Source organism: Nonomuraea recticatena, from assembly GCF_039533245.1.
Classification (GTDB): Bacteria; Actinomycetota; Actinomycetes; order Streptosporangiales; family Streptosporangiaceae; genus Nonomuraea; species Nonomuraea roseola.
The window spans coordinates 31,179-42,178 of sequence record NZ_BAAATE010000042.1; the positions used below are offsets into that span (position 1 = coordinate 31,179).

Annotated in this window: 12 protein-coding genes; 5 read left to right on the forward strand and 7 right to left on the reverse strand. The window is 71.7% G+C overall.

Features of this window, described 5'->3' with window-relative positions:
• Positions 1-4 precede the first annotated feature (4 nt).
• The 3 genes from ABFX50_RS44370 to mmuM all read left to right on the forward strand — a co-directional run bounded on the left by ABFX50_RS44370 (position 5) and on the right by mmuM (position 4,124).
• Complete coding sequence (locus ABFX50_RS44370) at positions 5-745, forward strand: MerR family transcriptional regulator (protein ID WP_346155578.1); 741 nt, start codon at positions 5-7, stop codon at positions 743-745.
• Positions 742-3,099, forward strand: coding sequence for a VIT domain-containing protein (locus ABFX50_RS44375; RefSeq protein WP_346155579.1), 2,358 nt, complete (start codon positions 742-744; stop codon positions 3,097-3,099). Before ABFX50_RS44370 ends, ABFX50_RS44375 begins: the two co-directional genes overlap by 4 nt.
• Positions 3,100-3,254: 155 nt before the next feature.
• Positions 3,255-4,124, forward strand: a complete 870-nt coding sequence (gene mmuM / locus ABFX50_RS44380; RefSeq protein ID WP_346155583.1) for a homocysteine S-methyltransferase — start codon at positions 3,255-3,257, stop codon at positions 4,122-4,124.
• A 9-nt stretch (positions 4,125-4,133) separates the two neighbouring features.
• Here the strand turns inward: mmuM and ABFX50_RS44385 are convergent, their stop codons facing one another.
• Positions 4,134-4,835, reverse strand: coding sequence for a lysophospholipid acyltransferase family protein (locus ABFX50_RS44385; protein ID WP_183658826.1), 702 nt, complete (start codon positions 4,833-4,835; stop codon positions 4,134-4,136).
• Between the two features lie 139 nt (positions 4,836-4,974).
• On the opposite strand from ABFX50_RS44385, the gene ABFX50_RS44390 reads away from it, so the two are divergent.
• A complete protein-coding gene (locus ABFX50_RS44390; protein WP_183658823.1) occupies positions 4,975-5,733 on the forward strand; it encodes an alpha/beta hydrolase in 759 nt (252 codons plus the stop codon).
• Between the two features lie 42 nt (positions 5,734-5,775).
• Complete coding sequence (locus ABFX50_RS44395) at positions 5,776-6,228, forward strand: hypothetical protein (protein ID WP_346155590.1); 453 nt, start codon at positions 5,776-5,778, stop codon at positions 6,226-6,228.
• Here the strand turns inward: ABFX50_RS44395 and ABFX50_RS44400 are convergent.
• Genes ABFX50_RS44400 through ABFX50_RS44425 form a run of 6 tightly spaced genes read right to left on the reverse strand, consistent with a single transcriptional unit; the run spans position 6,221 to position 10,999 of the window.
• A complete protein-coding gene (locus ABFX50_RS44400; protein WP_346155592.1) occupies positions 6,221-7,318 on the reverse strand; it encodes a hypothetical protein in 1,098 nt (365 codons plus the stop codon). The two genes, ABFX50_RS44395 and ABFX50_RS44400, sit on opposite strands and share 8 nt — an antisense overlap.
• Positions 7,319-7,355: 37 nt before the next feature.
• Entirely contained in the window at positions 7,356-8,048 is a 693-nt protein-coding gene (locus tag ABFX50_RS44405; RefSeq protein WP_346155594.1) for an endonuclease/exonuclease/phosphatase family protein, read from the reverse strand.
• A gap of 9 nt (positions 8,049-8,057) precedes the next feature.
• On the reverse strand, positions 8,058-8,990 hold the full coding sequence (locus ABFX50_RS44410) for an ROK family glucokinase (RefSeq protein ID WP_346155598.1): 933 nt from the start codon (positions 8,988-8,990) through the stop codon (positions 8,058-8,060).
• A gap of 29 nt (positions 8,991-9,019) precedes the next feature.
• Positions 9,020-9,409 (reverse strand): DUF5304 family protein, encoded by a 390-nt coding sequence (locus ABFX50_RS44415; RefSeq protein WP_183658817.1) that lies wholly within the window; start codon positions 9,407-9,409, stop codon positions 9,020-9,022.
• A complete protein-coding gene (locus ABFX50_RS44420) occupies positions 9,402-10,565 on the reverse strand; it encodes an ArsA family ATPase (protein ID WP_183658815.1) in 1,164 nt (387 codons plus the stop codon). The genes ABFX50_RS44415 and ABFX50_RS44420 overlap by 8 nt, the downstream gene beginning before the upstream one ends.
• Entirely contained in the window at positions 10,562-10,999 is a 438-nt protein-coding gene (locus ABFX50_RS44425) for an SRPBCC family protein (protein ID WP_346120549.1), read from the reverse strand. The genes ABFX50_RS44420 and ABFX50_RS44425 overlap by 4 nt, the downstream gene beginning before the upstream one ends.
• Position 11,000: the final 1 nt, after the last annotated feature.

Consider the following 11,000-nt stretch of genomic DNA (forward strand, 5'->3'; position numbering starts at 1 on the left):
CAGCATGAGCGAGACCTGGACGATCGCCGAGCTGGCCGACCACGCGGCAGGCCTGCTGCGCGAGTCGGGGCAGCGGGCAAACGGGCGGGTGCGCGAGGTGCCCAGCGAGCGCCTGATCAGGTGGTATGCCACGATCGGGCTCCTGGACCCGCCGCTCACCAGGCGCGGAAGAGTGGCCCTCTACGGACGCCGGCACCTGTTGCAGCTGGTGGCCGTCAAGCGGATGCAGGCCGAGGGGTCCTCGATCGCCGAGATCCAGATCGCCCTCGCCGGCGCCACCGACACCATGCTCGCCCAGGCCGCCGGCCTGCCTCTCGACCCGCCCACGACCCCTGTCCCATCGCCACCCGCTCCATCCACCGCACCCCTTCACCCGCTCACCGCCCCTCCTCCCCCTGCCGCGCCGCTCTCGGCGGCTCCACCGCCGTCGGGCGCGCGGCCGACGCCCGCCGGGCCGCCGTCGCCACCCGCCCCCGACCCGCGGCCATCGCCGCCGGCCCATCCCGCCCGCGGCCCCCGGGAGTCGGGCGTCACCGAGAGCGCCAGGCCGAGGTTCTGGGCCAGACGGGCCGAGTCCCCGTCGTGGCCGGTGCGCGGCGTGCGGCTGGCGCAGGGCGTCACCCTGCTCATCGACGGCCCAGGCCGTCCCCCCACCGAAGACGATCTCGAGGCAGTCCTCGCCGCCGCCGGACCGCTGCTCGCGGTGCTCGAAGAGCGCCGCCTCCACGAAGGGAGCGCGACATGAAGATCATTTCGCTGGACCCCGCCCAATGCCTGCCCGAGCCGGACGCCGGCATGGGGGCGCTGCGGACCGAGCGCGGCAACCTCCCGCTGGAGAGCGTCGACGTCGCCGCGCGCATCTCGGGCCTGATCGCGGGCGTGGAGGTGGCGCAGGGCTTCCGCAACCCGTTCGACGTCACGCTCGAGGCGACCTACGTCTTCCCGCTGCCGGACAGGGCGGCTGTGACCGCGTTCACGATGGAGGCCGACGGCCGGGTCGTCGAGGGCCTGCTGAAGGAGCGCGGCCAGGCCAGGGCCGACTACGACAGGGCGCTGAGCGAGGGCAGGAGGGCGGCGCTGGCCGAGGAGGACAGGCCCGACGTCTTCACGATCACCGTCGGCAACATCCTGCCGGGCGAGCGCGTCACGGTGCGCCTCACGCTGAGCCAGCCCCTGCCGTACGAGGACGGCGCGGCCACCTTCCGCTTCCCGCTCGTCGTCGCCCCCCGCTACATCCCCGGCTCCCCCCTCGACGGCTCTCCCGTGGGCGGTGGCGTGGCCCCCGACACCGACGCGGTTCCCGACGCCTCCCGCATCACCCCGCCTGTGCTCCTGCCCGGCTTCCCCCATCCGGTACGGCTCTCGCTGCGCGCCGACGTCGACCCCGCCGGCCTCGAGCTGAAGGAGATGGCCTCCAGCCTGCACCTCGTCCAGCGCGAGGGAACCACGGTCGAGTTGCGGCCCGGCGAGCGCCTCGACCGCGACTTCATCCTCCGCCTGGCCTTCGAGGCCTCGACGGCGCTGCTGCTCGACGGCGAGGGCGCCTTCCACCTGACAGTCGTGCCGCCCGCCGTGGAGGAGACCCGGGTGCCACGCGACGTGGTGCTGCTGCTCGACCGCTCGGGCAGCATGACGGGCTGGAAGATGGTCGCCGCGCGCAGGGCCGCCGCGCGCATCGTCGACACCCTCACCTCTGACGACAGGTTCGCGGTGCTGACCTTCGACTCGGTGGTGGAGCAGGCGTTCGAGGGGCTGCGCCCCGCCTCCGACCGCAACCGCTTCCGCGCCGTCGAACACCTGTCCCGCGTGGACGCCCGAGGGGGCACCGAACTGCTCGCCCCTCTCCACCAGGCCATCTCGCTGCTCAGCACCGCCTCCGCCGCCGAGGAGCAGCCCGCCCCCGGCGCCGCAGGGCGCGGCGGCCCGAGGGATCGCGTCGTGGTGCTGGTCACCGACGGCCAGGTCGGCAACGAGGACCAGATCCTCGAACAGGCGGGCGGCGCGCTGTCGGCGATGCGCGTGCACGTCGTGGGCATCGACAGGGCGGTCAACGCGGGCTTCCTCGGCAGGCTGGCGGGGCTCGGCGCGGGACGGTGCGAGCTGGTCGAGTCGGAGGACCGTCTCGACGCCGCCATGGAGCAGATCCACCGCCGCATCGGCGCCCCGCTGGTGACCGATCTGTCGCTCAAGGGCCTCGACCTCGAGCCCGGCACGGTGAGCCACCTGGGCTCGATCTTCCCCGGCGTCCCGCTGACGGTGTCCGGCCGCTACCGCGACGCCGCGCCCGCTCAGGGCACGGAGGCGGTCACGATCCATGGGCTGGCCGGTGGCAGGCCGTGGGAGCAGACCGTTCCCGGCACCGTCGTCCGCGACCCCGCCATCGGCGCCGCCTGGGCGCGCGCCCAGCTGCGCGCTCTCGAGGACCGCTACGCGATGGGCGAGCACGACCTCGAACAGGAGATCGTGCGGACCTCGACCACCTACGGCGTGCTGTGCCGCTTCACCGCCTACGTCGCCGTCGACACCCGGCAGGTCGCCGACGGCGCTCCCGAGCATCGGGTGATCCAGCCGGTCGAGCCGCCGAGCGGCTGGGAGCTGCCCGCCATGCCCGCCGCCGCCTCCGGCATGATGTTCACCACCATGGCCGCCGCCGCGCCGCAGGCGCCGGGGGGCTTCGCGCCCGAGGCCTCGGCGCTCGAAGCCTTCGGCGGCTCCGGCGCCGTCCGCGCCGCCGGCCCTGCGCCGCGCTCCGGGGGCATGCCCAAGCTGGGGTTCGGCAAGGCGGTGCCGCCACAGGCGCCCGTCAGGCACCGGCTCGACGCGATCCTGCCGCAGCTGCTCGCCGAGCTCGAGCGACTGAGGACCGTGACCACCGGCCGTCTGGAGTACCTGGCCGATCTCGGCAGCCGGCTGGCCGCCCTCGCCTCCTACCTGGGGGGCCACGACGAGCTGTCCGCCCTGGCCCACGAGCTGGAGGCGGCCGAGCGTCCCGGCGCCGACGCGGACGCGCTGTGGGCGCGCGCGGTCGAGGTCCTGACCCGGCTCACGGGCGGCGCCCCGGAGGAGACCGAGCGACGCCCCTTCTGGAAACGCGGCTGACCGGACAGCAGGGAGGCGGGCCGGCCCGTTGAAATCAGGGCCAAGGGAGGACCAAACACAGCCGTTGTTGTGCACCAGCCACGTCACTCGCTTCCCGTGAACCTCAAGGCCGACATCAGACCGCAGAAGCCATCAAAGACACCGAATAAGGTGGCATGGTGAGCACACTTGTCCTGGATGGCGGCCTTGCCACCCACCTCGAAGCCCTCGGCGCCGACCTGCGCGACGAGCTCTGGTCGGCCCGCCTCCTGCTCGAAGACCCCGACCTCATCCGTCAGGTCCACGCCGACTACTTCGCGGCCGGCGCGCAAGTGGCCACCACCGCCAGCTACCAGGCCTCGCTGCCGGCGTTCGTCCGCCGTGGCATGACCCGGCAGGAGGCGGCCCGCCTCATCGCCCTGTCCGTCGATCTGGCCGCCCAGGCGAGGGACGAGGCAGGTGGCGGCCTGGTGGCCGCCAGCGTCGGCCCCTACGGCGCCTACCTGGCCAACGGCGCGGAGTACACCGGCGACTACGACCTCGACGAGGACGGCCTGCTCGACTGGCACCGTCCCCGATGGGAGATCCTCGCCGAGGCCGGAGCCGACCTGCTGGCCTGCGAGACCATCCCCTCCTTCGCCGAGGCCAGGGCGATCAGCCGCCTGCTGAAGGAGACCCCCGAGGTCAAGGCGTGGATCGCCTTCTCCTGCCGCGACGCGCAGCACCTCAACGACGGCACGCCCATCAGGCAGGCCGTGTCCGTGCTGGCCGACAGCCCGCAGGTGATCGCCGTGGGCGTCAACTGCACCTCGCCGTCGTACATCCCCGGCCTCATCACCGAGCTGACCGGGTTCACGGTCGTCGTCTACCCCAACTCGGGCGAGACGTGGGACGCGGAGGCGCAGCGCTGGCGTGGCGTGGCCGACGCCACGGAGTACGGCGAGGCCGCCAGGCGGTGGCAGGACATGGGAGCCGCGCTCATCGGCGGCTGCTGCCGTACGACGCCCGCGCACATCAGGAGGGTGCGCGCCGCGATCGCCGCATGAGCCAGGCGGTCAGCCGACCGACTCGCGCCTGGCCCGCTCCATCTCGATCCTGGCGCTGGCGGCGTACTTGTCGACGTACTCCTGGCCTGACAGCTCCATCAGCGCGTACATGATCTCGTCGGTGACGGCCCTGAGGACGAGCCTGTCGTCCTCCATCCCGTAGTAGCGGGAGAAGTCGAGCGGCTTGCCGAACCGCACGCCCGGCCTGATGCCGAACTTGGGCAACGGACGCCCCGGAGGCATCATCTCGAAGGTGTTGACCATCGCCCAGGGGATGACAGGGGCCCGTGACTCCAGCGCGAGCCTGGCCACGCCGGTCTTGCCCTTGTAGAGGCGACCGTCGGGCGAGCGGGTGCCCTCGGGGTAGATGCCGAGCACGTTGCCCTCGGCCAGGATGCGCTTGCCGGTGCGCAGCGCCGCCTCGCTGGCCTTGCCGCCCGAGCGGTCGATCGGGACGGTGCCCACCCCGCTGAAGAACAGCCGGGTGAAGAAGCCCTTGAGCCCGCGCCCTGTGAAGTAGTCGGACTTGCCGAGCGAGATGACCTTGCGCGGCAGGTGGAGCGCTCCGAAGAAGTGGTCGGCGAAGGACAGGTGGTTGCCCGCCAGGATGACCGGGCCGTGACGCGGCACGTTGTCGAGGCCCTCGGCCCACGGCCTGAAGACCAGATGCAGGAACGGCGCCAAGATGGCCTTGACCACCCAATAGAACACCTGGCCACCCCTCCTTAGAATTGGTCGCTCATCATCTTCGCATCTCGGGGGCGAACCTCCTACACCACCACTCGCGCAACTCCCCCATATCATGCGACGATCGGGCAAATCGGGGATGATTTCCCAACAAGGAGCGGTTATGCCGGTCATGCCAGGTGCTGAGCCGTACCGTCACGAGGCCGGACAGGTCGGCGTGCTGCTCTGCCACGGCTTCACCGGCACGCCGCAGTCGCTGCGTCCGTGGGGCGAGCATCTCGCCGCGCACGGGCTCAGCGTGTCGCTGCCCAGGCTGCCGGGACACGGCACCACCTGGCAGGAGATGAGCCGCACCCGCTGGGAGGACTGGTACGCCGAGCTGGAGAAGGCCTTCGAGGACCTTCGCGGCCAGTGTGCCGAGGTGTTCGTGGCGGGGCTCTCGCTGGGCGGCTGCATGGCCTTACGGCTGGCCGAGGTGCACGGGGCGGGCGTCAAGGGCGTGATCGTGGTCAACCCCTCGATCGCCAACGACGTGCCGCTGCTGCGTCTCGCGCCGGTGCTGAAATGGTTCGTCTCGTCGGTCCCGGGTGTGGCCAACGACATCAAGAAGCCGGGAGCGGTCGAGCTGGCCTACACGCGCACCCCCGTCAAGGCGGCGGCGACGCTGCCGTGGCTGTGGTCGAAGGTGCAGGCCGATCTCGACACGCTCGTCTGTCCGGTGCTGGTGTTCCACAGCCCCGAGGATCACGTGGTCAAACCCACAAGCGTGGCGATCCTGCGCGAGCGGGTCGCCGGAGTGACGGTCGAGGAGCTCCCCGATAGCTACCATGTTGCGACGCTCGACAACGATGCCGACAGGATCTTTGCCGGGAGCCTGGACTTCATCAGGACACACGCCTCGGTACCCTTGCAGAGGGACTGATCGCTCCCAGGGGGAAAGTGCGATCTTCGTGAAGGATGTGACGTGACGCCACAGAGTGACGAGGACGAGGTCTGGCGTCAGATCGTCGCGTCCTACAACCAGCCGGACTCGGCCGAGCAGCCGTGGCCCGACAGCGAGAACCTCTCGCTGGAGGAGCCCGAGCCAGAGCCGACCCGCAGGGTGGTCAAGGCCTCCGAGTTCGAGGACGACGAGTCCGAGCCCGAGCCCGAGCAGGAAGAGGACGAAGAGGGCCACTACGTGCCCGAGCCTCCTCCGCCGCTGCCCAAGGTCGACCTGACCACCAAGCTGGCGTGGGTGGCGCTGTTCGGCGGCCCCGCCTACCTGCTGGTGGCGGCCATGAGCGGATGGGACATGCAGGGGTGGGCGCTGTTCACCGCGGTGGCCGCCTTCATCGGCGGCTTCGTCGCGCTGGTGGTGCGCATGGGCGACGGCCCGCCCAACGACTCGGGCTGGGACGACGGCGCGGTCATTTAGCCGACGACCGCGCGAAGGCCTCGACGACGTCGGTGTAGCGGTCGTTCGCGTCCACGATGTGGCCGACCGCCCACACCCCGCCCGTGCCCGGCAGGTGGGTCACCGCCTGCAGCCGTACGCTGCCCCTGGCGGCGTCGGGGCCGCCCCTGATGATCTCCCAGCGACGCTTCTCGTAGCGCAGCAGGTAGGCCTCCGCCTCGTGGTCGGGGTCGTAGCCCGAGATCCAGAAGCGGCCCTTGCCGTCGCCCGTCACGCCGTAGAGCCTGGCGCGCGAGCTGGGGAGCTCGGCGCGGGTCCACCGCTTGCCGTTCCAGGTGAGCACCAGCGGCGTGACCACGCCCGACTGGCTGTAGACGCCGCCCACGGCCATCGCCCGCTTGCCGTCGACGTGGACGTCACGCAGGTAGCCGCCGGGGATGGACGGCAGCGCCATCGAGCTCCACTCGCCGTCGGACTGGCGCATGATCAGCGGCGCCTTGCCGGTGTCGCCGACCGCGAAGGAGCCGGAGACCGCGTAGAGCGCGCCCTCCTCCTTGGTCTCCTGGAAGGTCCACTTGCCGTCCTGCCCGATGAGCAGCAGGCCCCTGCCGTCGCGGCTGCCGACCGCGACGACCTTGTCCGTGCGCGCCTCGAGGCCGCCGAGCCAGTCGCCGGCCCGCATGCCCGGCACCCTGACCCTGTCGAGCCCGCTCGCGTCGCCCCTGCCCAGGTACGGCAGGCCGTCGTGACCGTCGCCCAGAGCCCACACCTGTGAGGCCGAGACCGCCGACACGGCGCGCAGCGGGCCCGCCCCCGCGACGTCGCGGATCGGCACCTCGGTCCAGGCGGTGCCGTTCCAGCGGCCGACGGCGCCGCGGTTCTCCCACACGTCCCAGATCTGCTGCTGGCCCACGGCCCACACCTCGTCGGCCGACAAGGCGTCGACGTCGGTCAGCGAGCTGTCAGCGCTGAGGCGCACGCTGGTCGAGCGCTGCCACGCCTCGATCGGCGGGCGGGCTGGCTCGGCGTGCGCGACACCGACGACGGGCAGGCCGGAGATGATGGTTGCCACGCACAGGGACAGCGCACGCCGCCGAAGGCGACGGGTCATGACCAAATGGTACGGCCCAGCGGCGCGTACCCGCGGCTTACCCCCGAACTAGCCGCGCCACCACCGGCAGGTGGTCGGTGGCCGCCACAAGGTCGGCGGGATCGGCCTCGACGCCGCCACACCAGGCCACCTGGAGGCCCTGAGCAGCGAAGATCGCGTCGATGCGCTTGCCCGGGCTCCTGGCGGTGAAGGTCATCCCATTACCTTTGGGCGCCCTCGGATAGCAGTCGCTCAGCCGGGCGGCGATGTAGCGCCAGGTGGTCTTGTCGTCCTGCTCGTTGATGTCGCCCGCGAGCACGATCGCGGCGTCGAACCTGGCCGCGACCTGCTCGATCATGGCGACGGCCTCGGTGGCGTGACGCAGCCGCGCCGCCTCGTCGAGATCGAGGTGGATCGAGCCGACGGCGAAGCGCGCCCCTGCGACCTCGACGACGGCGATGGCGATCGCCCTGATCTCCAAACCTAAGAAGATCTTCAACAACCTGCTCTCGGTGTGCAGCACACGCACGCCGGGAGCGACGAAGACGGCCACGCTGCCGAGCCTGCGGCCCGCGGCGACGCGCAGCCCCGCCGCTTCGGCCAGCCTCATGCGGTCGCGCCGCCAGCCGAGGAAGCGCGGCGCCTCCTGCACGCACACGACGTCGGCGCGCATGGCGCCGAGCACCCTGACGAGGGCGGCCACGTCGTCCTTCATCCCGCGGACGTTGTAGGTGCCGACCGTGATGGTCACCCCGCGAATTTAACGCCTTCTGGCCAGATCCGCAGCGCCTACGAGGCCGGCGGACGCGCCGAGTTCGGCGAGCCTGATGTCGGCGACGGGCCGGTGGCCCCTGCCGGTCAGCACGCGCGCGAACGTCTCGCGGGTCCTGTCGATGAACAGGTCGGCCGCCCTCGACACGCCGCCGCCCACGATGAAGCGGCCGGGGTCGAGGATCGCGGCGAGGTCGGCCATGCCCTGGGCCAGCCAGTCGGCCATGGAGGCGAAGGCGGCCAGCGCCGCCTCGTCGCCCTGCCTGGCCGCCTCGGTGACCTCTTCGCCCTCGATGGTCTCGCCCGCCAGTCCGAGCAGGGTGGTGGCCCGCTCAGGCTGGTTGGCCACGATCTCCCTGGTCTCGCGGACCAGGGCGTTGCCGCTGGCGTACTGCTCCCAGCACCCGAGGTTGCCGCAGCCGCACAGCCTGCCCTCCGGCACGACCTGCATGTGGCCGAGCTCGGCGCCCATGCCCCAGCGGCCGCGGTAGAGGTGCCCGTCGATGACGATGCCGCCGCCGATGCCGGTGCCGACGGTGACGCACACGAGGTGGCTCTCGCCCCTGCCGGCGCCGAAGCGGGCCTCGGCCCACGCCATCGCGTTGGCGTCGTTCTCCACCACGACGGGCAGGCCGATCAGCTCAGTGATCTTCTTCTGCAGCGGTTCCTCACGCCAGGCCAGGTTGGGCGCGAAACGGACGATGGAGCGGGTCTCGTCGACGAAGCCCGCCGCGCCGACGCCGACGGCCTCGATGTCCTTGCCGCGCGACAGCTCCTTGACGACGTCCGCGACCGTCTCCGCCACCAGGTCGGGCCGGTCGGCGGGGGTGGGCCGCAGGGCGTTCTCGACGATGGCGCCGTTCTCGTCCACCACACCCGCGGCGACCTTGGTCCCGCCGATGTCCACACCGATCGTCAACATGTCCGTCCCAGCCTTTCCTTCCGGGCCCCTCAGCCCAGGTCGATGTGCTCCACGTCCTCGCGCCGCTCCTCGCGGGGCGCTCGGGGGGAGCTCGGACGGCTCAGCGCGTCCAGTGCCTGCCGGAAGGCGGCGAACAGCTCGCCGCCCGCGGCCATCAGGTGCCCTGTCACGTCGGCGCCCGACTCCTTCTGCGCGGCGATCGCCCTGCAGACGGGACAGGCGCGGCAGATGTACTCGCCCTCGGGGTGCTCGGCGACGGCCTCGCCCCACACGTCCCCGTCCTGACGGCCGCCACCGGTGAACGAGTTGAACACCGTCCTGCCGACCTGACGGGTGGCCCGCCCCTGCAGCGTGTCGAACAGCTTGCGCGCCTCGTCGGCGACGGTGCCGATGGGGTCTCTTTCGTTGCTCTCAGTCATCTCGCCCTCCTGCCACGAACCGTACCCGCAGGCGGCCGTCGCGGAGCACCGCACCGCTGATCTTCCTGCGTGCCAGCGCCGCGGGCAAGGCCAGGATCCTGCGGTACGGCCCTGCGGTCACGATCAGCTCGTCGCCCTTGCGCGCCAGATCGACGTCGTCCTTGTCGGCGCCGGGGAGGGCGAGGGTGAGCTCGTGCCTGTCGAAGGTCAGCGGCGCCTCGACGGAGGGCTTGGCGAAGGGATCGCCGTCGCCGTAGAGGCTCTCCCCCACCGCGGCGAGCGCGTCGCCGCCCACGGGCTCGCCCCGCAGGTACGGCACGACGTGGACGGGCAGCGGCGCGAACGACTCCTCCGCCTCCGCCAGCAGCCTGCCCTGTGCCTCGACCCACTGGGCCCGCCACTCGTCGGCGCCCTCCGAGGGGAAGACCCGGTTGGCGATCACCGCGTCGACGCGGTAGCCGTACAGGTTGAGCGAGGTGAGGGTGCGCCTGGCCTCGGCGAGGACCACGGACTCGGGCGTCAGCACGAGGCGGACGGAGGCGCAGTCGCCGGTCAGCAGCTCGCGCACCTCCATGAGGCCGCGGTGGAAGCGCTCACCCGCGCTCATCACCTCCTCGCCGGGCGTGCTGACGTGGGCGACGCTCCGCACGAACGGGGAGACGATCTTCATCAGCCTGCGGCCGACGGGCAGCAGGCGGGAGACGTGCCAGTCGAGCGCCTCGGGCAGCGCCAGCAGGCGCAGCGTCTCCGCGGTGGGCGCGCAGTCGACCACGATCACGTCCCAGTGGCCAGAGCGTGCCTGCTCGCGCAGTTCGAGCAGGGCGATGACCTCCTCGGCCCCCGGCAGGACGGTGATCTCCTCGGAGGTGATCTCGTCGAGGCCGAGCTCGGCGAACAGCCCCCTGGCGTAGTCCTGGAGCTCTCCCCAGTGGCGTTCGAGGGATCGCTGGGTGTCGACCTGGTGCAGGTGCAGCCCCGGCTCGATCTCCACGGGCCGGTCGTCGACGCTGACGCCGAGCGCGTCGGCCAGGGAGTGCGCGGTGTCGGTGGAGACGACCAGCGTCTTCAGCCCTCTGCGCGCGGCCAGCGTCGCCGTGGCCGCGGCCACCGTGGTCTTGCCGACGCCGCCCTTGCCGGTGAAGAGCAGGACCCTCATCGGCGTTCGACGCGCTTCTTCAGGCCCTTGAGGGCGGTGTCGACGATCACCTTCTCGGCCTTGCGCTTGATCATGCCGATCATCGGGACCTTCAGGTCGACCGCCAGCTCGTAGGTCACCTCGGTGCCGCCGCTCCGCTCGGAGAGGGTGTAACTCCCCCTCAGCTCGCGCACCATCGTGCCCGCCTCGACGACCTGCCAGCTGACGCTCTCGTCGTCGTTCCAGTCGTAGCCGAGGGTGTAGGTGTCGCTGATGACGCCCGCGTCGAGCACGAAGCGCACGGTCTGCGGGCGGCCCTCAGGACCGCTGGACAGGACCTCGGCGGACTTCACCTGACCGGCCCATTCGGGGTAGGAGCCGAAGTCGGCGATGACCGTCATCACGTGGGAGCGGTCGGCGTCGACGGTGATGCTCGAAGTGGTGCGATCAGCCATG

Coding starts and splice junctions, on each gene's coding strand:
- ABFX50_RS44390 (WP_183658823.1), top strand. CDS start 4,975: ATGCCGGTCATGCCAGGTGCTGAGCCGTACCGTCACGAGGCCGGACAG.
- ABFX50_RS44415 (WP_183658817.1), bottom strand. CDS start 9,409: ATGACTGAGAGCAACGAAAGAGACCCCATCGGCACCGTCGCCGACGAG.
- ABFX50_RS44420 (WP_183658815.1), bottom strand. CDS start 10,565: ATGAGGGTCCTGCTCTTCACCGGCAAGGGCGGCGTCGGCAAGACCACG.
- ABFX50_RS44375 (WP_346155579.1), top strand. CDS start 742: ATGAAGATCATTTCGCTGGACCCCGCCCAATGCCTGCCCGAGCCGGAC.
- ABFX50_RS44370 (WP_346155578.1), top strand. CDS start 5: ATGAGCGAGACCTGGACGATCGCCGAGCTGGCCGACCACGCGGCAGGC.
- ABFX50_RS44410 (WP_346155598.1), bottom strand. CDS start 8,990: ATGTTGACGATCGGTGTGGACATCGGCGGGACCAAGGTCGCCGCGGGT.
- mmuM (WP_346155583.1), top strand. CDS start 3,255: ATGGTGAGCACACTTGTCCTGGATGGCGGCCTTGCCACCCACCTCGAA.
- ABFX50_RS44400 (WP_346155592.1), bottom strand. CDS start 7,318: ATGACCCGTCGCCTTCGGCGGCGTGCGCTGTCCCTGTGCGTGGCAACC.
- ABFX50_RS44425 (WP_346120549.1), bottom strand. CDS start 10,999: ATGGCTGATCGCACCACTTCGAGCATCACCGTCGACGCCGACCGCTCC.